The organism is Neobacillus rhizosphaerae (genome assembly GCF_050477885.1).
Lineage (GTDB): Bacteria > Bacillota > Bacilli > Bacillales > Cytobacillaceae > Neobacillus > Neobacillus rhizosphaerae_A.
In genome coordinates, this window is the sequence record NZ_JBCNAC010000007.1 from 1 (window position 1) to 24,498 (window position 24,498).

The following is a 24,498-nucleotide window of genomic DNA, read 5'->3' on the forward strand; positions in this document are numbered from 1 at the left end:
TCAACAGGCAATTTTAACAATGGCTTGGTAAAATGAAAAAGTCCTGAAGGTGTTTCTTTTATATAAAAATTTAATAAGTGTTATACTTTTTAAAGAGAGCCAAACTATAGAAGATAGAGCTTAATTATAAAAATAGAACAAATAGAAAGAAGGCGTTAGAATGACAAAGCAACAAATCGGAGTAATTGGTTTAGCTGTTATGGGGAAAAACCTTGCGTTAAACATTGAAAGTCGAGGATATTCAGTGGCTGTTTTTAATCGTTCCTATGATAAAACAGAAGCATTTTTAAAGAATGAAGCTGAAGGGAAAAATTTTGCGGGTGCTCACTCAGTTGAAGAATTTGTAAATTTGTTAGAGAAACCAAGAAAAATTTTATTAATGGTGAAAGCAGGAACTGCAACAGATGCAACCATTGATTCCTTAAAACCATATTTAGAAGAAGGCGACATTCTTATTGATGGCGGGAATACATTCTTTCAAGATACAATCAGACGAAACAAAGAACTCGAGTCGGCTGGTTTCCATTTTATAGGGACAGGTGTTTCTGGTGGTGAAGAAGGCGCATTAAAAGGTCCGGCAATTATGCCAGGTGGGAAAAAAGAGGCATATGAACTAGTACAGCCAATATTCGAAGCCATTTCAGCTAAAGTGGAAGGTGACCCTTGCTGTACATATATTGGACCAAATGGAGCGGGGCATTATGTGAAAATGGTACATAATGGGATTGAATATGGGGATATGCAATTAATTTCCGAGGCCTATTTTATTCTGAAGAATGTCCTTGGTTTAAGTGCAGAAGAACTTCACCAAGTTTTTGCTGATTGGAATAAAGGGGAATTAGATAGCTATTTAATAGAAATTACGGCAGATATTTTTACAAAGGTTGATGATGAAACGGGTAAACCACTAGTTGATGTGATTTTGGATACAGCTGGTCAAAAAGGTACCGGCAAATGGACCAGTCAAAATGCCTTAGATTTAGGAGTACCATTACCGATTATTACAGAATCAGTATTTGCCCGTTTTATTTCGGCAATGAAGGACGAGCGTGTAAAAGCAAGTAAAATTCTTAATGGACCTAGCGTTCGTCCATTTGAGGGAGACAAAGAGGAACTAATTGAAGCAATCCGTAAAGCTTTGTATATGAGCAAAATTTGCTCCTATGCACAAGGATTTGCACAAATGCGTGTAGCATCAGAAGAATATGATTGGAATCTTCGCTATGGAGATATTGCCATGATTTTTAGAGGCGGTTGCATCATTCGAGCTCAATTCCTCCAAAAGATTAAAGATGCCTATGATCAAAATTCTGAATTAGCTAATCTTTTATTAGACCCTTACTTTAAAGATATTGTTGAAAACTATCAGGGTTCGTTACGACAAGTTGTTTCTCTAGCGATTGAACGAGGAATTCCTGTTCCTTCTTTTGCTAGTGCAATTGCCTACTACGATAGTTATCGTACAGAAACCCTTCCAGCTAACCTATTACAGGCCCAACGTGATTATTTTGGTGCACATACCTATCAACGAGTTGATAAGGACGGAATATTCCACACAAACTGGATGGAATAAGGGGTATTAAATAATAAATGCGAGGCAGTCTCTATTGAGTCTGCCTCGCATTTTTACGCCCATTTTATTTCTTGCAATAATTGTTGTCTAAATAATTGAATTAAAAATTCATTATAGAAATCTTTTCTTACGATGATTTGATACCTGTTATTAGGATGAATGTAATAATGGATATCTGTTAAAATCTTATTTTCCTCAAAGTATTCTCGAACAAGTTTAAGGCCTTTTTTTAACTGATTATCCAATAAGGTAATCGTGAATTCAAAATCGTCTCCGTTAACGGTTTCTATTATATCGAGAAGCTGTGCATCATATTTATACTCTACTTTCATCATACTCCTCCTAAATTAAATATCTTAAATAAACGTAAACAGTAGCAATTATGATAGAAAGTATCATAAGTGGAAAGGCAATTAATAGGAATTTCCCAAATGTAATGTGATGTCCTTCTTTTGCCGCAAGTCCGGCTACAATAACATTGGCACTTGCACCGATTAAAGTTCCATTTCCCCCTAGACAAGCTCCAAGTGATAAACTCCACCAAAGTGGTTCTAAATTATTGATACCAAGTTCGCCCATATCTTTAATCATCGGAATCATCGTTGCGACAAACGGGATATTATCGATAAACGCGGATGCAATCGCACTAACCCATAGAATTAAGATTGACGTAGAGGTTACATCTCCCCCAGTTAGATGAACGGAGTAATCTGCTAGTAATGAAATAACTCCTGTTTCAATTAACCCTGAAACGAGTACAAATAGCCCAATAAAGAAGAAAATTGTTGTCCATTCAACCTTTCCAAAGGACTTGTCTAAATATTTCTCCCCTGTTAAGAGAAGTAATAGAAAAGCTCCTGCTAAGGCAACTGTGGCGGATTCAATATGTAACAGCTGATGCAGGAAAAATCCTAAAATAGTTAAAGAAAGGGCAAACAGCGACTTGATTAGAAGCGATTTGTCTGTGATTTCTTCCTTTTCGTCTAAGTCCATTAAGCTTGCTTTCAATTCGGCAGATGTCCGAAGCTGTTTCCGATAGATAAGCGCTAAAATGGCAATGTTTACAAATAATATAAAAAATGAAATCGCTGTAAGATTATCGATAAAGGCCATAAACGTTAATTCTTTAACTGCGCTTCCTAGCATGATATTCGGGGGATCCCCAATAAGAGTCGACGTTCCTCCAATATTGGAAGCAATAATTTCAGTGATTAAAAAAGGTATCGGGTTAACCCGTAATTGTCTAGTAATACTAAAAGTCACTGGTACCATTAAAAGGACCGTAGTTACATTATCTAGAAAGGCTGATCCTAAGGCCGTTATGAGGCCAAGTGCAAGAAGGATTTTTAATGGGTCCCCTTTCACTTTTTTGGCTGCCCAAATGGCTATGTATTTGAAAAGACCTGTCTCGGAGGTGATAGCAACAATAATCATCATTCCTGTTAGTAATCCGAGAGTATTAAAATCAATATGGTGTAGGGCCTTTTCTTGACCGACAATTCCCAGTAAAACCATCATGATACCGCCGGCCATGGCAATGATTGTCCGATGAATCTTTTCTGTGACTATGAAGGCGTAGGTGATGAGAAATACGCCAATTGCGATAATTGCTTGTGTTGACATGATCGACCTCTTCTCCCAAAATTTTTATTCATTGGTGAAAAAAATATAAAAGGAGCCCGTATTTGACAGACTCCACCTAAAATTCACCGAATATATTATTACCTTTATTTTATAAAAGTATACTAAGAAAGTAAAGGGGCAATTTGTCTAAAAATTGCGTAAAAGACCTTCTATAGTCCTAACTTTTTAATAAAATCTACTGTTTCCTGATGTTCTGGTTTCATCAAATGATATAAGCCCTTATCAATTGGGACGAGAGATTTCCCCGATTCATCAGCAATTGGGACAGTTTTGGACTCTCCATCAATCACTCTCCATTTGCCTGATGCTCTCTTTAATTTTAGGTCGATAATCCCAAGTCGGTTACCAAATGCACCTGCCATGACAACAGGTTTTCCATTAATTGTTCCTGTTTCCATGTTAGTGTTGCGAAGCTGCTTATAAGCAGGACCAGGGAACACACTATGTGAATGACCAGCTAAAACGGCGTCGATACCAGGTATTTTTGTTAAATAGTAGACGGCATCTTCTGATTCAGGATTATAGGGTTCATTGCTAATACCTGTGTGTGCAAGGGCAATAATGATATCGGCTCCTTTTTCTTTCATGATAGGGACATATTCCTTAGCAGAATCAACAATAGGTTTAGCGAATACTTTTCCCTCAAGGTTTGCCTTATCCCACTTCATAATTTGTGTAGGCATGAATGAAACAACCCCAATCTTCAGTTCATGCTGTAATCCATTTTGATCCACTACATTTCTTTTTAATATTACATATGGAGTAAAGTAAGGCGTATTTTTTTTAACTGAATAAACATTGGCATTTAAGACAGGCATCTTTGTCCCTTTTAAAGCTGCGTTTAAAAATTTTAAGCCATAATTAAATTCGTGGTTTCCAATAGCTATGGCATCATATTTAAGATAATTAAAGGCACGGTAAACAGGGTGCGTCTTTCCTTTGTTAATTCCTCTGATTCTTGCAAGGTATTCGCCGAGCGGATTTCCTTTTAAATGATCGCCGTTATCAAATAATAAGGAATTAGCAGCTTCTTTCCTTGCTTTACGGATGAGAGTGGCAGTTTTAACGAGTCCAATCTGATTGTCCACTTTTGTTTGATAATAGTCATAGTTGAGAAGTGAAGCATGCAGATCAGTTGTTTCGAGGATTCTCAAACGGACAATTTCATCGTTGGTTGGAGTGATTTCAGTTGCGTGCGTTAATGAGGAACTTGTAAGCATAAAGAAAGAAAATATAAGCAAAAAAGTGAACCTTTTCATCTGCACCATAATGACCTCCCTCAAATTTCTGATTGACTTTAGTAAACTTAGTATTTGTCTTCTTTTTAGAAATATGAGGTTTAATACCCTGAATAATTCTTCAAGGCTTCTTTTCCCTTTTATGACAATAATGTGAAGTGTGACATTGGTCAAAGCGATGAAGAAAAAAGGTAGCTTATAATGAGAAGTGAAGTAGTTGGAAAATTTTCCAAGGTAGTACTTTTGGAAACGCTTACAACATAAAGATGGGTGGGACTCTTTAAATGAATCCTAACACAAGAATAACCATTATATCTGGCCATTTTGGCAGCGGGAAAACAGAGATTGCTATCAATTTAGCCTTAACCGAGAGGCAGAACCATGGAAGGGTGGCCATTAATGATTTAGATATCATAAATCCATATTATCGCTCCCGGGATATTGCACCTATTTTTCAGGCGTACGACATTGAATTGATTTCACCCAAGAGTCACTTGGCCACTGCCGACCTGCCAATCGTTTCAGGAGAAATGTATCGTGTATTGCATGACTATAGATACAGGCTAATCGTAGATGCAGGTGGTGATAAGGACGGTGCTACAGCATTGGGGCAATATTATCATGAATGGAAGGACTTAAACCCGGAGCTACTCTTTGTTCTAAATGGGAATCGCCCATATGTCAGCACGATAGAAGGAGCATTGTATACGGTTGAACAGATAGAAAAAGTCTCACGATTAAAAGTGACAGGGATTATTAACAATTCAAATATATCTGCGGAAACCACGATGAATGACATAGAAAAAGGGTATGAGCTTAGTAAAAATGTGGCAGAGAAACTCGAAATTCCTCTACTCTATTCAACCATATCGTCCCATTTGAAAAAAGAAGCTGAAGAGTTCTCCAAAACCCACGAAGTTGTTTTTATTAATCGCTTTATGAAATTACCATGGGAATATTAAAGGAGTGAATGACTTTGGAGAAAAGGGTAGTTTTTAATGAAGAAATTTGTAAGTCCTGTAGCTTATGTGTGCAAGTTTGTCCCACTAACGTTATTTTTCTTTCAGACTATTTAAATGGAAAAGGATATCGACCAGCTGCAGTTGTCGACCAGGAGCATTGTATTAGCTGTGCGAAATGTGCACAAATATGTCCTGATTCTGTCATAGCCGTGTATAGACCAGTAAAAATCTTGCAATCTGTGTGATTGGAAAGGAGTTTTTTTCATGGGGAAAGTGTTAATGAAGGGAAATGAAGTTATAGCAGAAGCAGCCGTCCATGCCGGTTGTAAATACTTTTTTGGCTATCCAATTACACCGCAAAGTGAACTTGTTGCCTACATGGCAAGAAGGCTTCCTGAGGTAGGTGGCTTATTTCTTCAAGCAGAGAGTGAAATCGCGGCCATCAATATGGTGTATGGGGCATCAGGGACCGGTGTAAGGGTGATGACGTCCTCTTCTAGTCCAGGCTTCAGTTTAAAACAAGAAGGAATATCCTATTTAGTCGGTTCTGAGCTTCCTGCGGTGATTTGTAATATCGTTCGCGGTGGTCCCGGTTTAGGGAATATCCAGCCTGCCCAATCCGATTATTTTCAAGTGACAAAAGGTGGGGGACATGGCGATTATAATATCCCTGTATTGGCACCAGCAAGCCTGCAGGAAATTGTCGAACTAACTCAGGATGCCTTTGACATTGCTGACCGTTACCGGACTCCCGTTATTTTAATGGGTGATGGCATGCTTGGGCAAATGATGGAGCCAGTGGAATTTAGAGAACGTGAAAAGACACTTGTAGACAAAAAAGAGTGGGCTACAACCGGAACACGTGGAGATGGAGGGCCAAGGATTATCACTTCTCTTGAACTGGATGCAGAAAGTCTCGAACAGCGTAATTGGAAGCTTCAGAAGAAGTTTGCCACAATTAAAGAAAATGAAGTCAGATATGAAACTTATCAAATTGACGATGCTGACTATATAATGGTTGCCTATGGAACCGTTGCTAGGATTACGATGAATAGCATTAATCAAGCAAGACAAAAAGGAGTTAAAGTTGGCTTAATTAGACCCATTTCTCTTTGGCCATTCCCTGATAAGCCATTTATTGAAACAAGAGATCAAGTAAAAGCTTTTATTTCAGTAGAAATGAGCGCAGGTCAAATGATTGAGGATGTTCGTCTTGCAGTAAATGGTCATGCACCTGTTGACTTCTTTGGCAGGACTGGAGGAGTAGTACCGACACAAGAAGAAATTTTCGATAAGATTATGACGGTAGCCGGGGGTGTGAACGTATGACAATGAAAACGGTTTTTAGCAAGACAAACGGGCTGACTGATAAACCTACTCATTATTGCCCTGGATGTACACATGGTGTTATTCATCGCCTTGTGGGTGAGGTACTAGAAGAAATGGATATACTTGAAGATACGATTGGTGTCGCATCAGTGGGGTGTTCAGTGTTATCATATGAATATTTTAACTGCGATATGACACAGTCTGCACATGGCCGTGCACCTGCGGTAGCAACGGGAATAAAGCGTGTACTCCCAGATCGATTTGTGTTTACTTACCAAGGCGACGGAGATCTGGCCTCCATTGGTATAAGTGAAGTCATTCATGCTGCAGCTAGGGGAGAGAATATCACCGTCATTTTTGTCAATAATGCAATCTACGGGATGACTGGTGGACAAATGGCACCAACAACCTTAATTGGTCAAAAAACAGCGACCACACCATATGGAAGAACAGAAAGTGTTCAGGGGTTGCCCATTCGAGTATCAGAAATGATTGCGACTCTTGATGGGTCTGCCTATATTGAGCGTGTTTCTTCACATGACGTTCCACATATATTGAAGGCTAAAAAGGCAATTCGAAAGGCCTTTGAAACACAAAAGAAAGGGTTAGGCTTTTCAATGATTGAAGTGTTATCCACGTGCCCAACTAATTGGGGACTTGCCCCTCATGAATCTCTTGATTGGGTAAAAGACAATATGATTCCTGCTTATCCTCTCGGAGTATTTAAAAATAAAGAGGGAGGGAATTAAGTGATGTTAGAAGAAATTATTATTGCTGGCTTTGGTGGGCAGGGTGTTATGTCAATGGGGCAACTCATAGCCTATGCTGGAATGCTTGAAGGGAAAGGTGTTTCCTGGCTTCCCTCCTATGGACCAGAACAAAGGGGTGGGACAGCGAATTGTGCAGTGGTTGTCAGTGATGAACCGGTTGGCTCCCCACTTGTTACCAAACCAACGACAGCGATCGTTTTGAATAATCCTTCCTTCGATAAGTTTGAGCCACGCGTTCGTTCAGGAGGGCTTTTAATTATAAATTCATCATTGGTAGTCAGGACATCGGAGCGTAAGGATATCCAAACGATTGAAATCAGTGCGACAGACCTTGCTAATGATTTAGGAAATTCCCGAGTTGCCAATATGATATTGTTAGGAGCTTTTCTAGAGCGGACCAAAATTGTTTCGGGGGAAGCGATTATTGAATCATTAAAGAAAGTCCTATCAGCTGATAAACATCATTTAATAGAAATAAATGAACAGGCATTGAAAAAGGGCGCATCTCTCGTGAACGTCAATATTTCTTAATACGAAAATCAGTCGTTCCAAACGGCTGATTTTTTTGTTATAAAAATATAGTTTTGTGTCAAACAAGATAATGTGATGTGGCTCACTTAATTGAAAATGGTTTTCAATTAAAATAAGTGTAGTAAGATGCTAAGGAGGAATTATTGATGGAAAAGAATTCAGTTAAGTCATATATGGAATATAGTGAAGAGCGATTTACCAAAAGAGTTATGTTTAAAAAAGGTGAAACCACAGCTTTCGTTCTAAACTTCCTACAAGGCCAGCAGCTCCCTATTCATAAGCATCCAGGTACGGAAGTATACATTTTTGTCGTAACAGGAACGGGAACAATCGTCATTGATGGGATAGAAACTGAAGTGTCCGAGACAGACTTAATCCACGTAAATAGTGAAGAAGAAATGTCCTTCAAAAATAATGGCAAAGAGCCAGTAAGCTTATATGTGGTATTAAGCAAATATCCTAACGAAAATTACGCTAAAAATATATAAAAATGGCCAGCCTACATCACTAGGCTGGCTTTTTCCTTTGCTTTAACTTTTTATTATAATTCAACCCAAAAAACCACCAATTCCAATCTCCTAATAACTTCATTAAAGCAGGAACTAACACCATCCTTACGATCGTAGCATCAATAAAAATGGCGATAGCAATTCCTACCCCCAATTGCTTCACAGGCATAACTCCAGTAAAGGCAAACGCTCCAGTTACAACAATCATGATGGCTGCTGCAGAAGTAATAATCTTACTTGTGTATGTCAACCCTGAAATGGTTGCCTCATTATTGTCACCTGTCTTTAAATAAAACTCCTGGATCCTTGAGATTAAAAAAACTTCATAATCCATAGAAAGGCCAAAAACGAGAGTGAAAACAAATACAGGTAAAATTAAGGCAATTTCCACAGGAGCTACTCCAAAATGCCCTTGCTGGAAAATCCAGACGAGAATTCCAAACGTACAACCAAGACTTAAGATATTCATTAGAATTGCTTTGATTGGGATAAGGAGTGAACGGAACGCCGCCATTAAAATAAAGAAAGTTGATATGACAATTAATAGTAAGCCAAATGGAGCTTTTTGAAATATTTCAGAGAATATTTCCTCCTCGAATTTAATCGGTCCACCAAATGAGGCTTTCATTCCTAAATCCTTGTTGGACCAATTACGTACCCAGTGCCGTGCTTTTGCAGAATGCTCACTTGTTTTTAAGTACACTTCTAACAGCATTTTATTATCTCTTATAAAATAGTCTACGATTGGGGCTACTTTTCTTTGATCCCCATGGGTAAGAAACTGCTGAAGTTGAACATTATCCGAAACACCAGTGACTGAAAAAGGTGAATCTACTGTATTGACAAGAGGATCCTTTTCTAATTTTTGTATCACTTGGCTTACCTTTTCTAAATTGTGAGGTTCAAGAATGTTTCCTTTAGATTCAAGTACCAGCGTCACTTTTTTCTCATCCCGTTTTTCTTCTGCAACGAAATGTTCTTTAAAGGTTTCTAAAGCTACCCTTGAAGGGTATTTTGGCGGAAGGGATTCTGTCCCAGGAATTGCTAATATCATTTGTTTCACTGGAATCAGTCCAATTAATAGAATAACAAGTGCAGAACCAGTCATTAGAAAAGGGCGTCTCATGACAAATTTGGCAAAGCTATGCCAAATACTTCTTTTATGGTTGGTTACCCGCAGTACGCTTAATTTATTTACATTCTTTCCTAATAAGGCAAGTAGGGCAGGAAGGAAGGTTAACGCGCAAAAAGCAGAAATAAATACAACCGTCATGCCGCCAAGGGCAACATTTTGAAATATATCAATTTTTATAAACCAAAGAGCAGACAATCCAATGAACACACACAATCCCGAAAAGACAATCGACCGTCCAGCAGTAACTACTGTAATCATTATAGCCTCTTGAACAGGTTTAGTTTCTACTTCTTCCTTGTATCGATTGATAAACAATAAGGCGAAATCAATACTCAAGGCAAGTCCAATCATAGGAATAATATTTAAAATAAAAATGGATAAATCTTCCTTGTAACTAAAGAAATAGACCGTTCCCATAGTGGTTAATATGGAGACAATCCCGATGATAATCGGAAGGGAAGCAGCAATGAGACCACCAAAAGCAAGGATCAGCACGATTAAGGCAATAGGAAGTCCAATCATTTCAGCTTTTGCCAAGTCCTCTTGGCTCGCCACATTCAGATCCTGAACAATAATGGGTTCACCAGTCATTGTGACCTTTAATCCCTTTTTATTATGGAGGATGTCTTTTAGTTGATGAATCTCATTTCCAAGACTTTCTGCTTTTTGGTTAAATGTTAGAAGACCATAAGCTACATTTTCTTTTATCATCCCATCTCCTTCTAAGGGAGACGTCTTCTGCGTGGCAGCATTAAAATCATTTAAATTTTTATAAGTATCTTGAATGAAGTCTTGAAAGCTTACTTTACTGACTGTTGGATCCTTTTCAAAAACAAGAATGATGGAGGATTTAGCATGTCCGAAGTCTCTTTCAAGCAGTTTTCTTGTTTCACTATATTCACCTTTATATTCAAAGCCATTCCCGCTTAAAACTGAGGGCAATTTAGAGGCGAAAATGCCAAAAAAGACGATGGCTATGATCCATCCTAATAGGACCCACTTTCTATAGGCATATAGAAGTCCTCCTAATTTTTCCATGGGATAACCTCCTTTTATCATACTATTTCCTAATTTAGTCGTTATCATTTTACGATAAAATGTTCAAATGGAATTTTACAAATGTAAAGTAATGATGAATTCACTCCTATTATTTGTTACAATAAAGAAAATATATAACTATTTAGGTGATGCAGGTGGATAAAGAAAAGATAAGTAAGGTCATTGAAGCAGCTAAATTATATTATTTATTGGATTATAATCAGAATGAAATTGCAAAAATGTTGGGTGTGTCCCGTCCAACTGTCTCTAGATTACTACAACAAGCGAAAAGTGATGGGATTGTTCAAATTAATATAATGGATCCTACTGAGGATGTTGAAAATTTAGGCAAACAATTAGAAAAGCGATTTCATTTAAAGAAAGCTGTGGTAGCCTCTATTCCTCAATATGATGATCATATTATAAAAAATTATTTGGGCGAAAAAGCGTCGGCGTACCTTGATGAAATAGTTAAGGATGATGACATAATCGGGGTAACCTGGGGAACGACCATCTATCATGTTGCCACAGAACTGAAACAGAAATTTGTAAAAAATGTAAAGGTCGTTCAATTAAAAGGCGGAGTTAGCTACGCTGAAACAAATACGTATGCATCTGAAATCTTATATTTATTTGGGAAGGCCTATAATACAGCCCCCCATAATCTTCCACTACCAGCTATTGTAGACCATGTAGTTGTCAAACAAGCCATGGAAGCAGACCGCCATATTCGAAAGATACTTGAATTAGGAAAGCAAGCGAATATTGCCTTATTTACTATGGGTCCCATAAAAACAGATTCATTACTATTCCAATTGGGCTATTTTACAGAGAGCGACTTGGAATCTTTATATGGGAAGGCTGTCGGAGATATTTGTTCTCGATTCTTTGATATGAATGGAGAAATCTGTAATGACAGTTTAAATGAAAGAACGCTAGGAGTTAATCTTGATGACCTAAGGAAGAAGGAGTATTCCATTCTTGTGGCTGGGGGACCAAATAAAATAGATGGAATATACGGTGCACTAAAAGGAAAATATGCAAATGTTCTTATTACGGACCAATTTACAGCTAAATTCCTACTGGATAAATAAACGTAAGGATGTGTTAAAGAACAGTGCTGATTTTTATAACCTGTTGATTGGAGCGAAGCGCCTGGAGCGGAAATCAACAGGCAATATAAAAAAAACCAAACGTAAAAACTGCCACTAAGCGGATTAGGCAGTTTTTTTGTTGCGGATCGAGAATTTGAACATTTCTTTACATTTGTTCATAAAAGTATTTACAAATGTTCACGAGCTTGTTATAGTTACATTGTGATAAAAAATACTATTAATCTTTTATATAAATTACATTAAAAAGACTTGGGGGATTTTAAAATGACACAGAATGTCGTTAGAATGATTGATCATACATTATTAAAAGCAGACGCAACAAAAGAAGAGATTGTTAAATTAGTAGAAGAGGCAAAAGAATATTTATTTGCATCCGTTTGTGTAAACCCTACATGGGTTCGTACAGCTGCAGAAATGCTTGCAAACACTCCTGAAGTAAAAGTATGTACTGTAATTGGGTTCCCATTGGGAGCATCTACTCCAGAAACAAAAGCATTTGAAACAACAAATGCAATTGAAAATGGGGCAAATGAAATTGATATGGTCATCAACATTGCTGCGCTTAAAGATAAGCAAGATGAATTGGTTGAGAGAGATATTCGTGCGGTTGTTGAAGCTGCAAAAGGGAAAGCTATCGTAAAGGTCATCATTGAAACATGTCTGCTAACAAAAGAAGAAAAGGTACGAGCATGTGAGCTATCTGTTAAAGCCGGAGCAGATTTTGTGAAAACATCTACAGGGTTTTCAACAGGTGGAGCAACCGAGGAAGATATCCGTCTTATGAGAGAAACAGTAGGTCCAGAAATTGGTGTAAAGGCATCTGGTGGTGTCCGCAGTCGTGAAGATGCGTTAGCAATGGTGGAAGCAGGAGCTACTCGAATTGGAGCAAGTTCTGGTGTGTCAATCAGTAAAGGTGAGCTTTCTTTAAGTAATTATTAATATATAATGCGAGGGTACCGAGATGAAAGATGTTATTATGGCATTAATTGCTGGTTTAATTGTTGGTATGCTATTTAAGTTTTTAAAATTACCTTTACCTGCACCTCCTGTGTTTTCAGCTGTAGTTGGGGTATTCGGTGTGTACTTTGGTGGTATTGTTCTTGACTGGATTACAAAGTTAATTCAACATTAAAATTCCCCGGCGGAGAGTGAATAGGATGGAAAAATTAGAATGGATCCAAGAAGCACATAAAGCAAGAGAGTTTGCCTATGTTCCATATTCAAATTTCAAAGTAGGTGCAGCATTAGTAGCAAAAGATGGTCAAATTTTCCATGGGTGTAACATAGAGAATGCTGCTTACAGTATGACTAACTGTGCTGAGCGCACGGCATTATTTAAAGCGTACTCTGAGGGTGTTACTCAATTTGAATCACTTGTCGTTGTTGCAGAAACAGAGGGACCTGTATCTCCTTGTGGGGCTTGCCGTCAGGTGATCTCTGAGTTATGTGACCCTGAAATGGAAGTTGTACTTACGAATTTAAAAGGTGACGTTCAAAAAATTCAAGTAAAAGACCTACTTCCAGGTGCATTTTCTCCAAAGGACTTACAAAAATAATAAAATAACAAAGAGAAGTTAATCGAATGGGATTAGCTTCTCTTTTTTGTTTTTACTGTCTATCTAGAATTAATAGCAATAAAAAAAACCATAATATTAATAGTATAAATTAAAGGATGATATGATGATTTATATTTATAATGATTATGGCGGGACACATACGACTTCCTTGGCTGCGGCCTATCACTTAAAGCTGTTACCACAATCTGAGCGCAAACTAACAACTGAAGAAATTTTAAATGTAAAATATTTTAACAAATTAACAAAGGAGGATTTTGGAAAGCTTATTTTCCGCGGGGTGGATGAGGAAGGCCACTCTGTTTATACGATTGGACGGAAAAGAAACAAATATGTTGTTCCAGCAATGAAAGATATGAGTTTATTATTACAAGAGAAATTTAAGTTTGATGAAAAAATTGTATTTTCCAATACTTCACCAACCGTTCCCTTTGCTATGTCAATGGGAGGCTTTTTTTCTAGAGGTTTACATATTGATTTTATTGGCGTTCCATTATTAGTGATAGGTGCCAAACAGTGCTGCGATAATATATATCGGTTAGTAGAAAATACAAAAGAAATTGGAAGGACCAATTATTCAGAGAAAGTAATTATATTGGAAAATGAAATGTATAAGTAGAAGATAGGTGCTGAGAGAAATGAATAAAAACATAGGATTTATCGGAGCGGGGAAAATGGCGCAAGCAATGATGGCAGGGTTAGTCACTTCTAATGTGATTCCTAAACGTAACATAATGGCTAGTGCTATGTCTGAAAAAACTATTAAACAAGTTGAGACTAAATATGGAATCCTCACATCCCTACAAAATAAAGAGGTAGCGAGGTTTTCAAATATACTGATCTTAGCAGTTAAACCAGACCTTCATGAATTGGTCATTTCTGAAATTAAAGAGGAAATCCAAGAAGATACTATTATTGTAACGATTGCAGCGGGCATTACACTTTCAGATATAAAACATTGGTTTGGTAAACGAGTAAAAGTCGTTCGGACAATGCCGAACACCCCATCTCTAGTGGGGGAAGGAATGAGTGCCTTATGTCCTAATGATGTCCTTAGCGAGGAAGAAATCAGAGAAGTGGAGCAATTATTTCATTGTTTTGGTAAAAGTGAGCGTCTAGAGGAAAAACTAATGGATGCCATCCCTGCTATAAGTGGATCATCGCCAGCGTATGTATATATGTTCATAGAAGCCTTGGCTGATGGTGGCGTTAGACAGGGAATTCCGAGAGATAAGGCCTATCGTCTCGCAGCACAGGCCGTTCTTGGAGCAGCTAAAATGGTTCTTGAAACGGGTAAACATCCTGGAGAACTGAAAGATAATGTATGTACCCCAGGTGGTGCAACGATTGAAGCTGTTGCTGCTCTCGAAAGAGAACAATTTCGTGGAGCCATCCTTACTGCAATGGAGAGCTGTACAAATAAGATTAAAAATTTAAAGTGAGCAAACATCAAGACCCCATGTAAATGGGTCTTTTTTTATTTAGGCTATGTTAAAGAACAGTGTTGATTTTTATACTCTGTTGATTGGAGCGGAAATCAACAGACAATTTTTGACAGAGCCATTATATAAAAAAGAAAAAATCGACAAAATTCTTCCTTATTTGTCATTTTTCTCGTTTTTTTGTAGGCAATTCGTTGTATCATTAATCAAAAAATTATAAACTCAATATACACAAGGAACGAAGAATATTGGGAATAATAGTTGAACACGAATGGAACTATTTTTGGATTTTTCCTTAGTTAAATAGGGGTGTAGAGGGTATGGATTTTACAAAATATAAAAATTTACTTTTTCAAAAGATAAAGAGCCAAATTTCCATGTGGTTTGAAGTAAAGGAAGAATCACAAATTTCCAATTCTGAGGTATATCGATTTCTACACTCGGTCCATGGGAGTTCGGGAACCCTTCAATTGGGAGGACTATATCAACTTTCAGGGAGACTAATTGAACAAATAGAAGAAACAGATCATAAACAATGGGAAAAAGACGAGCTAATGAATTTTCTTGGTGATTTAATTAATCTTTCCTATGAATTTGAAAACTTTAATGAAATAGGGGAAAACAAAGAAATTCGTCACGACGACCATCTCCCACTAATCCAAATTATTGATGATGATGTTTCTATGCTTATTTTGTTAAAGGATACATTTGAGGAAAAAGGGTGGATGGTTGCAGCCAACACCACACCAGAAAAGGCAATAGCCCATTACTATGATTTAAATCCTGATTGTGTAATTATTGATATAAATTTAGCTGACATCAGTGGGTTTCAAGTCCTTCATGATTTAAATGAGCATAACAAGCAGAAATTTGTTCCTAAAATTATGATCAGTCTTTTAAATGACCGCGAAACTAGAATGAAGGCTTACAAGTTTGGTGCTGACGATTTTATTGAAAAACCAATTGATTTGGAGGAATTAACCGTCCGGGTAGAACGGCTTCTAACACGAAAAAAATTGTACGACCAATCAGTGATGCTAGATGAGCTTACGAAACTTTACAACAGGAAATTTCTAAATGATGTTTTTAATAGAAATATTAAGGATTTAATTCGAAACAAACAACTATTTAGTATAGCCATTATCGACCTTGACCATTTCAAACAGATAAATGATTCATTCGGCCATCTCACTGGAGATCATGTTCTTTCCACATTTGCTAACTTTTTAAAGGAGCATACAAGAAGTTCGGATATTGTATTTAGATATGGCGGAGAAGAGTTTGTCATCCTTTTTCAAAACACGGCTCAAAATGATGCTGTCGAGATTGTTTCGCGTCTCTTAGGACAGTTTAGTATAATCAATTTTGAAAAAAATGAATCGATCTTTACCGTTACTTTTTCCGCAGGAGTATTTACCATTCATAACCCCGAAATCGTGCTGGAAGAGGCCTTAAAAATAGCGGACCAAGCTTTATATCAAGCAAAGAAAAATGGTAGAGAAAGAGTTGAAGTAATTAGTCAATCTCCAATTGAACTTTCGAGAAAAACATTATACGTATCGATTATTGATGACGATGTCATTATTCGAACGATGTTATTACGAATCCTTAAGGCGATGGACTTTGAACATTTTGAATTGGACCTAGAAGCATTCGAAGATGGAATTCAACTTTTTGAATCGAAACGGATAGAAGAAATTGGGGAGCACTTTTTAATCTTGGACGGTGTGATGCCTGTAATGGACGGGATCGAAATACTTCAAAAGGTGAAAAGACTAAAAAAGGACATGAATATGCATGTCTTAATGTTAACGGGAAGAAAAAGTGAGTCCGATATTGAGAGAGCACTAAAGCTTGGTGCAGATGATTATGTAACTAAGCCATTTAGTATAAAAGAACTGCAAGCACGAATACAGCGGCTAATCAAAAGGATGAAATAGGATGGAAAATCTTGAATTGTTGTTCCTTTCAATCTTAACACTCTCCATCTTTGGCATATTGTTCATTTTGTTAGGATACTTAACTATTCGCAAAGCAGTTGATATTAAGAAAAGGGAGAGGATTAGTATTTACAAAGAACAATATAATCCTCGCCTTTTTTTTATGTTAACAGAAGGGAGTTATGCGAGGGGACTTACTCCAAAAACAGCACTGCAGCAAAAGGCGATTGAGGAGCTGCTTAGCAGGTATACAACCTACCTTGAAGGTGAAGAGGAAAAATCGCGTCTGTCTGAACTCGCTTCATTATATTTAACGGATTACTATAGAAAACAACTTAAAAGCAAAAAATGGAGTACACGGATGAATACACTTTATCATATTGAAGATTTTCATATGAGCCAGCTTTTAGAAGATGTTTCAAGATTATTAAGAAGAAAAAGAATTTCTCGTGAGGAGCTAGTACATGTCTTGAGAATTCTTGCTAAATTTCACTTTAAGCAGATGTTTGAACTCCTTACAAATGAGTTTGACCGTTTATCTGAATACGATTACCGTAATATATTAATTCGCACGGAACGTGGACTATTCGATCAATTTATTCTGCATTTCCATAAAAGCAATATATCCCTACAGAAGGCTATTCTTGATATCATTTCCCTGAAGAGAGATATGACGTATCTCTCCTTTTTAGAGAGGGTTTTTAAAAGCTATAAAGGAGAAATTAAACTAAGGGCATTAAAGGCGTTGGCGGAAATCGGCTATGTAAAAAACGTTGATCCTTACTTAGAACTTTTATACTCCAATAAGTGGGAAGAAAGAATGGTTGCAGCCAAGTTGATAGGGTCTTTAAAGGAAGAGAGAGGCATTCAAAGATTAATTGAGTTGTTACATGATCAATCCTGGTGGGTCCGTTCTCAAGCTGGACAAGCAATTGATCAATTTACTAATGGAAAAGAAATATTACGTTCCGTCTTAGAAACATCGAATGATGTCTTTGCGAAAGATATGGCCTGGGAATGGCTTTATAAAGGAGTATAACCATGTTTTTTCAATGGGGAGATATTGTAGCAGTTTTTGCTTGGTTTATAGCCGTTTATATGGTAATTGTTATTGTCTTTTACACAGCCATTTTGGTTATTTCTTTATTTCAACTAAGAAAGGAATACCAGCTGGACAGAGTACAAGCCTATGAGGATTATATGGATGAATTTTATACGAAGCCCGTATCCATTATAGTTCCTGCTTACAATGAAGAGGCAGGGATTATCCAGAGCGTGCGGTCTTTATTAAGTGTTAATTATCCAACCTATGAAATCATTGTTGTAAATGACGGGTCTACCGATCATACACTTGAAAAGATGATTGAGCATTATGAAATGAAGGAAATAAAAAAAGTTATTAGAAAACAAGTGGACTCAAAGCCGATTAAAAAAGTATACCAATCTGATATCCTTTCTAATCTATTTCTTATCGATAAGGAAAACGGAGGAAAAGCTGATGCCTTAAACGTCGGACTTAATTTCTCTCACTATCCTTACTTTTGCTCACTAGATGGTGATTCTGTTTTGGAACAAGATGCCTTCTTAAAGGTTATGAAGCCTATTATTGATTCAGATGAAGAGGTCATTGCTTCGGGTGGAAGTGTGAGAATAGCAAATGGCTGTCAAATTCAAAATGGTCATATTCACAAAATTGGGCTATCTGATAAGCCTCTTGTGGTGATGCAAATCATTGAATATTTGCGTGCTTTTCTAATGGGCAGAATAGGTCTAAGTAGGCATAATCTTCTTTTAATCATTTCAGGTGCCTTTGGCGTTTTTTCAAAGCATTGGGTGATTGCTGCGGGTGGGTACCGGGTAGATACCGTTGGTGAAGATATGGAATTAGTTGTACGAATGCACCGTCTTTTAAAGGAGAAAGGGCAAAAAAAGAAAATTGTGTATGTCCCTGACCCTGTTTGTTGGACAGAGGTACCTGAGGACATTACCTATTTACGGAGACAGAGACGACGCTGGCACAGAGGTTTATTTGAGAGCTTATGGACACATAAAAAATTAACCTTTAATCCGAAATATGGTTCAATAGGATTCCTGGCTTTTCCGTACTTTTGGATTGTCGAGTTTTTTGGACCGATTGTGGAATTATCCGGCTATATTTTTATGATTTTATGTTTATTCCTCGGGGGAATCTACATTGAATATTCTATTTTATTGTTTCTTCTATCTTGTTTATACGGGTCAATTTTTTCAATGGCTGCCGTGTTATTAGAAGAGTGGAGTTTAACAAAATACCCAAAAGTATCAGATATAGTCAAGCTTTTTCTATATTCTCTAACGGAGACGCTTTGGTATCGTCCACTAACCGTGCTTTGGAGATGTGAAGGAATATGGCAGATGGTAATAGGTGATAAAAGCTGGGGAGAAATGAAAAGAAAAGGTGTTTCAGAATGAAAAAACAAACGTATCTTATCATCTATACCATAGTATTAATCATTATTATAACTAGCCCTTTTTGGCTTTGGAAAATTCAACCTACAAATAAGTTAAATGTACTGATTTTAGACAAAACAGTTCCAAACCAAACTTATCGGGAGCATAAGGGATTAGTCTGGATTTTAAATAATGCGAAATACTTTAAAAACGGAAATCAACCGTATTCCAAGGTTGCTGATTATAAAGGGTTTGAACCACAAAAGGATCAGAAATATTCAATCTCCTCTTTACCGAAAAACTTAAACCCATATGATGTATTTTATTTAACCGACCAATACGGAGTGTATGAGAAAGATTTTTTTGCTCAAAATCCTTCAGGTGAAAGATCAGAAAAAATCTATGGAGGATTAACATCAAGTGAAATCAATCAAATCGAAAAGGCACTCTTACATTCTAAAGGAAAAACATTAATAGCCGAGTTTAATACATTTGCTAGTCCAACATCAGAGCAGGCTAAGGACAAAATCTCCAATTTATTGAACGTAGAATGGTCAGGGTGGATTGGCCGTTATTTTTCGGACCTTGACGGATCAGAGGTTCCTGAATGGGTGAAAACACATTATAAAGAACAAAACAAGAAATGGGCATTTACTGGAGAAGGTTTTGTTTTTGTAAGTAAAAGTAATTTTATTGTCGTCATTAGTAAAGAGGAGATTAAAGATGATGGACTCCTTTTTAGTTTGACCGAAAATGGAAAAAAACATTTCACAAGTAATTTGAAAGGCAATTATCAGTATTGGTTTGATATTATAAGTCCTAAAAAACAAACCGAAGTGTTAGCAGCTTACAGCCTACCAGTAACAAAGGAGGCCAAAGAGCAGTTACAAGGTTATGGTATACCCTCTACGTTTCCAGCAGTCATTTATCACAAAAATGCGAGATATTCGTCTTATTATTTTTCCGGTGATTATGCTGATGAAGCGGAGGTTCCAGAAATTTATCAAACAAAGGGCTTTGATACTTGGAAAAGAACAATTGGGGCAAGGGATTCCTTCTACTGGAGAACCTATGTACCACTGATGAAGGATATTCTAAAAAATGGAATACATCAGGTAAGCACTCAAGAAAAAGTAGCATTGGTTAAACAAGACGGAATCAGTTTTAATTCAAAAACAGGAGATTCCTATATTCAAATACAAAAGGATGGAAAATGGCAGGACTTCTTGATTAAAGGGGTCAATATGGGGATTGGTAAGCCAGGTTATTTCCCTGGGGAAACAGCCATTACAAAAGAGGAATATTTCCGCTGGTTTAAAGAAATTGGTGCGATGCATGCGAATGCAATCAGGGTTTATACCCTTCATCCTCCACAGTTTTATGAAGCCTTTTACGAATATAACCAAATAGCAAAAAAACCGCTGTATATCATGCATGGTACATGGGTGAATGAGGAAAACCTGATTCGTACTCAGGATGCATATGCATCCGAGAACGTTGAGGATGCAAGATTAGAAATTAAAAATATGATTGATATTATTCATGGAAACGCTAAATTGCCGGCCCGTCCAGGACATGCATCTGGCGTTTATAAATATGATATTTCTACTTATGTACTCGGAATGATTATAGGAACCGAGTGGGACCCTTCCATGGTAACCAACACAAATGCAAAGCATGTTGCTATTGGGCAATACAGTGGAAAGTATTTTAAAACGGAAGAAGGAAATCCTTTTGAAGTATGGCTTGCAGGTTTACTTGACTATGCTTCAGATTATGAGTCAAAGCAATATGAATGGCAACACTCGCTTAGTTTTACCAACTGGGTAACAACAGACTTGTTGAAGCATCCGAGTGAGCCGCTAGAGACAGAAGATATGGTTTCAATCAATCCCAATCATATTATAAAAACGAACAATTTTCATGCAGGATTGTTTGCTTCCTATCATATCTATCCATATTATCCTGACTTTCTTAATTATGAACCGAAATATACCAACTATGTTAATTCCAGTGGGAAGAAAAGCAATTATGCAGGATATTTACATGAACTGCGTGAAGCCCATAACATGCCGGTTTTAGTGGCTGAGTTCGGAGTTCCGGCCTCCAGAGGCCTAACACACAAGAATACCAATGGAATGAATCAAGGATTTCATTCAGAAGAAGATCAAGGAAAGATTGATCGCCAGTTATATCAGTCCATTGTAAGTGAGGGCTATGCGGGCGGTCTTGTATTTACCTGGCAGGATGAATGGTTTAAGCGGACATGGAATACTATGGATTTTGATAATCCTGATCGCAGGCCATACTGGAATAACCAACAAACCAATGAGCAGCACTTTGGTATACTTGGTTTTGAACCAGGGAAGAAGGAAACAGAGATTATTGTTGATGGTGAAACCCAGGATTGGGACTTAGCAGGCGTGAAGCCTATTTACCATTCAAGCAACAGGAAGGACTCTTTAAGTGAAGTACGTATGACCACTAACAGTGGCTATGTTTATTTTCAATTAAAGTATAACCAGCCAGTGGATTTTAAAGAGAATGGAATTTATTTGTTATTAGATACAATAGATAACCAAGGCCAGTCTTCTATTTCATTAACGAAAGATTCAAAGATCCATTCAGACTATGGAATTGATTTTTTAGTTAAAATAACAGGACCTAATGATTCTCGGGTAATGGTAGATAGCTATTATGACACGTTCTACTTTCAGTATGCAGCGCTCTTACATATGGTTCCAGAAGAGCCCTATGCTAACAAAAAGGAGAATGGCATCTTTCATCCTATTCGTTTGGCATTAAACAAGAAGTTAACCATCCCCACAACGAATACTGTAATTCCATTCCAGAGTTATGAAACAGGCGTACTACGTTTTGGAAATGCTAATCCTACTAATAAAAAGTTTGACTCATTAACGGATATTAGTATTAGTAGCGACAACAAAAATATTGAGGTACGTATCCCTTGGCAGCTATTAAACTTTAAAGATCCGAGCTTAAGAGAAGTAATGGGGGATTTTTGGCAGCAAGGGTTATCCGGTAGCGAAGAAACAAAAGGGATCAGAACAGCTGTTGTAACAACAAAAGAAGGGAAGATTCAAGAAACATATCCAAAAGTAACTGGAAATCTTGTCCGTCAAAAAGAAAGTTATTTGTATAGTTGGAGGCCCTGGGATTCACCGGTTTATTATGAGCGGTTGAAGAAATCCTATCAAATCATGGCAGACACGTTCCTTAAGACAGATATAAAGGATGGTGGTTTGAAGTGAAAAGAATCTTATTAGCTGAAGATGAAGAAATATTAAGAATGCTGATTATTGATACGTTTGAAGAGAAGGAATATCAAGTAGATGAAGCAGAGGATGGTCAGGAGGCTTTAGAATTCATTGAACGAAATTCCTACGATCTAATTATATTAGATTATATGATGCCATTTCTAACGGGTCTTGAAGTCATTCAGAAGATTAAGCCAATGGTTGAACAGACCCATACAAAGATCTTGATGTTATCTGCAAAAAGTCAGCAATCCGAACAAGAAAAGGTGTTTGAGGCAGGCGCTGATTATTACATGACAAAACCATTTATCCCAAGTCAGCTATTGAAAATGGTTGAGGAAATCTTTAATGAAAAGTAAATTAGTCTTTAAAAGAAGTTTAGTAAGAAGATTCGTCATACTCACCAGACTCTTTCTTGTTTGTTTTGTTATCGGTTCAACGCTATTATTGGCAACACAAAACTTTCTAAATAATTCCTATATTACGAAGCGTGATGAACTAAAAGTAAAACAGAAAATTGCAGTGGAAGTAAACGATTATTTTAATCAAGCTTTATTTGATATTCGAGGGTATATTGCCTATGATAATCCATCTTTGAGAGATAATGCACTTGCACAACAACCTAAAATAAAGAGTCTGGTCATTGAACTAACTAAACATGCTACTACTAAACAAGATCGACAATTACTTGTTACTATTCACGATTTTACACAATATTATTTTAATGATACGCTTCCTAAAGTCATTAACGAATATGAAACAGGAAATAAAGAAGAAGTGGCAAATATAGCAAATAAACAAGGAACAGCAAGGGTTATTCAATTTAGAAAATTGATGAATACTTATTTGCAAGACATTGATCAAGACAGTGAAACTCTCTATCAAAAACTAATAAGAATTAAAACCTATATTCAAATTGGTTTTGTTTTATTTATCTTTTTCATTCTGTTGTTATTGTTAAGGATTATTCGATTAATGTTTAAGCAAGTTGGACAGCCTTTAACCCAACTTACCTTTGCTGCAAATGATATTGCCGATGGAAAAGATGCTTTAATACCTACCTATATGAATCGTGACGATGAAATTGGTGCTTTATCATCAGCTTTTCAAAAAATGGTCGAAAAGGTTCAAGAAAATGAGCAATCATTGATTGCAAGAAATAAGGAATTAGATTCAATTGTGAAAATCAAATCAGAATTAGTTAACACGGTTAGCCATGAATTACGTACACCATTAGCAAGTATTCTAGGGTTTTCTGAATTAATGCTGCACCGTGAATTAAAACCAGAGAGAAAAGAAAAATATCTTGCCACTATTTTTAATGAGGCCAAACGGCTCACCGCTTTAATCAATGATTTTCTCGACTTGCAGCGTCTGGAGTCAGGTAAACAATCTTATGAGAAAAGGTATATTGAAATGGTACCGCTCTTAGAGAAGGTAATTGAGGTTCAGCAAATGACAACCAGACACCATGATATTACGCTTGAAGCTTTTGAAGCCCATCCCGTTCTACTTGGTGATGAGACAAAAATCATTCAGGTTTTCACGAATTTAATAAATAATGCTATAAAATATACTCCAGAAGGTGGAAATATTAATATCCAAGTCTTTAAAAGTGATAAGAAATTAAAAATTGCAGTAAGAGATAACGGGTTGGGCATTCCAGAAGATTCAATTGACAAGTTATTTACAAAATTTTATCGGGTGGATAACACGGATAGACGGAAAATTGGAGGGACTGGTTTAGGCTTAGCAATTGCCCAAGAGATTGTCATCGCTCATGGTGGAGAAATAACTGTTCAATCCCAGTTGGGAAAAGGGAGCATTTTTATCGTTGTATTTCCGAACTTCAAAAATAGACGATCAGATAGTAATTCGCAATGAAAAACACATAATACTAATAAAAGAGGAAAGAGGCTGGCTCAAAACACTGGAGCCAGCCTCTTTCCTTAAGATAAAGCTGTGTTAAGGAACATTGTTGATTTTTATA

The 24,498-nt window shown here is 37.0% G+C and carries 23 protein-coding genes; 19 read left to right on the forward strand and 4 right to left on the reverse strand.

Going from position 1 to position 24,498, the window contains the following annotated elements:
- Window positions 1-160 precede the first annotated feature (160 nt).
- Window positions 161-1,573 carry an NADP-dependent phosphogluconate dehydrogenase gene (gene gndA / locus ABES03_RS00655; protein WP_430114268.1) on the forward strand — a complete coding sequence of 471 codons (1,413 nt, stop codon included), beginning with the start codon at window positions 161-163 and terminating at the stop codon, window positions 1,571-1,573.
- A 53-nt stretch (window positions 1,574-1,626) separates the two neighbouring features.
- Here gndA and ABES03_RS00660 read toward each other — a convergent pair whose 3' ends face one another.
- The 3 genes from ABES03_RS00660 to ABES03_RS00670 form a co-directional block, all read right to left on the reverse strand.
- Window positions 1,627-1,905, reverse strand: a complete 279-nt coding sequence (locus tag ABES03_RS00660) for a hypothetical protein (RefSeq protein WP_430114270.1) — start codon at window positions 1,903-1,905, stop codon at window positions 1,627-1,629.
- A 10-nt stretch (window positions 1,906-1,915) separates the two neighbouring features.
- The gene (locus ABES03_RS00665) at window positions 1,916-3,196 is read right to left on the reverse strand and encodes an ArsB/NhaD family transporter (RefSeq protein WP_430114272.1); all 1,281 of its coding nucleotides are present in this window, start codon (window positions 3,194-3,196) and stop codon (window positions 1,916-1,918) included.
- 170 nt (window positions 3,197-3,366) lie between these two features.
- Window positions 3,367-4,485 carry a metallophosphoesterase gene (locus ABES03_RS00670; protein WP_430114274.1) on the reverse strand — a complete coding sequence of 373 codons (1,119 nt, stop codon included), beginning with the start codon at window positions 4,483-4,485 and terminating at the stop codon, window positions 3,367-3,369.
- 254 nt (window positions 4,486-4,739) lie between these two features.
- Here ABES03_RS00670 and ABES03_RS00675 point away from each other — a divergent pair, with 254 nt between their 5' ends.
- From ABES03_RS00675 to ABES03_RS00700, 6 genes are all read left to right on the forward strand, one after another.
- Complete coding sequence (locus ABES03_RS00675) at window positions 4,740-5,417, forward strand: hypothetical protein (protein WP_430114277.1); 678 nt, start codon at window positions 4,740-4,742, stop codon at window positions 5,415-5,417.
- A gap of 14 nt (window positions 5,418-5,431) precedes the next feature.
- A complete protein-coding gene (locus ABES03_RS00680) occupies window positions 5,432-5,662 on the forward strand; it encodes a 4Fe-4S binding protein (protein ID WP_430114278.1) in 231 nt (76 codons plus the stop codon).
- Window positions 5,663-5,681: 19 nt separating this feature from the next.
- A complete protein-coding gene (locus ABES03_RS00685; RefSeq protein WP_430114281.1) occupies window positions 5,682-6,746 on the forward strand; it encodes a 3-methyl-2-oxobutanoate dehydrogenase subunit VorB in 1,065 nt (354 codons plus the stop codon).
- The gene (locus ABES03_RS00690; RefSeq protein ID WP_430114283.1) at window positions 6,743-7,495 is read left to right on the forward strand and encodes a thiamine pyrophosphate-dependent enzyme; all 753 of its coding nucleotides are present in this window, start codon (window positions 6,743-6,745) and stop codon (window positions 7,493-7,495) included. The genes ABES03_RS00685 and ABES03_RS00690 overlap by 4 nt, the downstream gene beginning before the upstream one ends.
- Window positions 7,496-7,498: 3 nt before the next feature.
- Window positions 7,499-8,047, forward strand: coding sequence for a 2-oxoacid:acceptor oxidoreductase family protein (locus ABES03_RS00695; RefSeq protein WP_430114303.1), 549 nt, complete (start codon window positions 7,499-7,501; stop codon window positions 8,045-8,047).
- A gap of 146 nt (window positions 8,048-8,193) precedes the next feature.
- Window positions 8,194-8,535 carry a cupin domain-containing protein gene (locus ABES03_RS00700; protein ID WP_430114285.1) on the forward strand — a complete coding sequence of 114 codons (342 nt, stop codon included), beginning with the start codon at window positions 8,194-8,196 and terminating at the stop codon, window positions 8,533-8,535.
- 19 nt (window positions 8,536-8,554) lie between these two features.
- Here the strand turns inward: ABES03_RS00700 and ABES03_RS00705 are convergent, their stop codons facing one another.
- Window positions 8,555-10,729: an MMPL family transporter gene (locus tag ABES03_RS00705; RefSeq protein WP_430114288.1), complete on the reverse strand. Its 2,175-nt coding sequence runs from the start codon at window positions 10,727-10,729 to the stop codon at window positions 8,555-8,557.
- 149 nt (window positions 10,730-10,878) lie between these two features.
- Here ABES03_RS00705 and ABES03_RS00710 point away from each other — a divergent pair, with 149 nt between their 5' ends.
- From ABES03_RS00710 to ABES03_RS00765, 12 genes are all read left to right on the forward strand, one after another.
- On the forward strand, window positions 10,879-11,823 hold the full coding sequence (locus tag ABES03_RS00710; protein WP_430114289.1) for a sugar-binding transcriptional regulator: 945 nt from the start codon (window positions 10,879-10,881) through the stop codon (window positions 11,821-11,823).
- 285 nt (window positions 11,824-12,108) lie between these two features.
- Window positions 12,109-12,783 carry a deoxyribose-phosphate aldolase gene (gene deoC / locus ABES03_RS00715; protein WP_430114290.1) on the forward strand — a complete coding sequence of 225 codons (675 nt, stop codon included), beginning with the start codon at window positions 12,109-12,111 and terminating at the stop codon, window positions 12,781-12,783.
- Between the two features lie 22 nt (window positions 12,784-12,805).
- The gene (locus ABES03_RS00720) at window positions 12,806-12,976 is read left to right on the forward strand and encodes a DUF1427 family protein (protein WP_335533597.1); all 171 of its coding nucleotides are present in this window, start codon (window positions 12,806-12,808) and stop codon (window positions 12,974-12,976) included.
- A 25-nt stretch (window positions 12,977-13,001) separates the two neighbouring features.
- A complete protein-coding gene (locus ABES03_RS00725; RefSeq protein WP_430114291.1) occupies window positions 13,002-13,400 on the forward strand; it encodes a cytidine deaminase in 399 nt (132 codons plus the stop codon).
- A gap of 124 nt (window positions 13,401-13,524) precedes the next feature.
- Window positions 13,525-14,037, forward strand: a complete 513-nt coding sequence (locus tag ABES03_RS00730) for a DUF3189 family protein (protein WP_430114305.1) — start codon at window positions 13,525-13,527, stop codon at window positions 14,035-14,037.
- 19 nt (window positions 14,038-14,056) lie between these two features.
- Complete coding sequence (gene proC / locus ABES03_RS00735; RefSeq protein WP_430114292.1) at window positions 14,057-14,860, forward strand: pyrroline-5-carboxylate reductase; 804 nt, start codon at window positions 14,057-14,059, stop codon at window positions 14,858-14,860.
- A gap of 320 nt (window positions 14,861-15,180) precedes the next feature.
- Window positions 15,181-16,800, forward strand: coding sequence for a GGDEF domain-containing response regulator (locus tag ABES03_RS00740; protein ID WP_430114293.1), 1,620 nt, complete (start codon window positions 15,181-15,183; stop codon window positions 16,798-16,800).
- Between the two features lies 1 nt (window position 16,801).
- Window positions 16,802-17,839, forward strand: coding sequence for a HEAT repeat domain-containing protein (locus ABES03_RS00745; RefSeq protein WP_430114294.1), 1,038 nt, complete (start codon window positions 16,802-16,804; stop codon window positions 17,837-17,839).
- Window positions 17,840-17,841: 2 nt separating this feature from the next.
- Window positions 17,842-19,251 (forward strand): glycosyltransferase family 2 protein, encoded by a 1,410-nt coding sequence (locus ABES03_RS00750; RefSeq protein ID WP_430114296.1) that lies wholly within the window; start codon window positions 17,842-17,844, stop codon window positions 19,249-19,251.
- A complete protein-coding gene (locus tag ABES03_RS00755; protein ID WP_430114298.1) occupies window positions 19,248-22,502 on the forward strand; it encodes a hypothetical protein in 3,255 nt (1,084 codons plus the stop codon). Before ABES03_RS00750 ends, ABES03_RS00755 begins: the two co-directional genes overlap by 4 nt.
- A complete protein-coding gene (locus ABES03_RS00760) occupies window positions 22,499-22,867 on the forward strand; it encodes a response regulator (protein WP_430114299.1) in 369 nt (122 codons plus the stop codon). Before ABES03_RS00755 ends, ABES03_RS00760 begins: the two co-directional genes overlap by 4 nt.
- A complete protein-coding gene (locus tag ABES03_RS00765; RefSeq protein ID WP_430114301.1) occupies window positions 22,857-24,392 on the forward strand; it encodes a sensor histidine kinase in 1,536 nt (511 codons plus the stop codon). The genes ABES03_RS00760 and ABES03_RS00765 overlap by 11 nt, the downstream gene beginning before the upstream one ends.
- Window positions 24,393-24,498 lie beyond the last annotated feature (106 nt).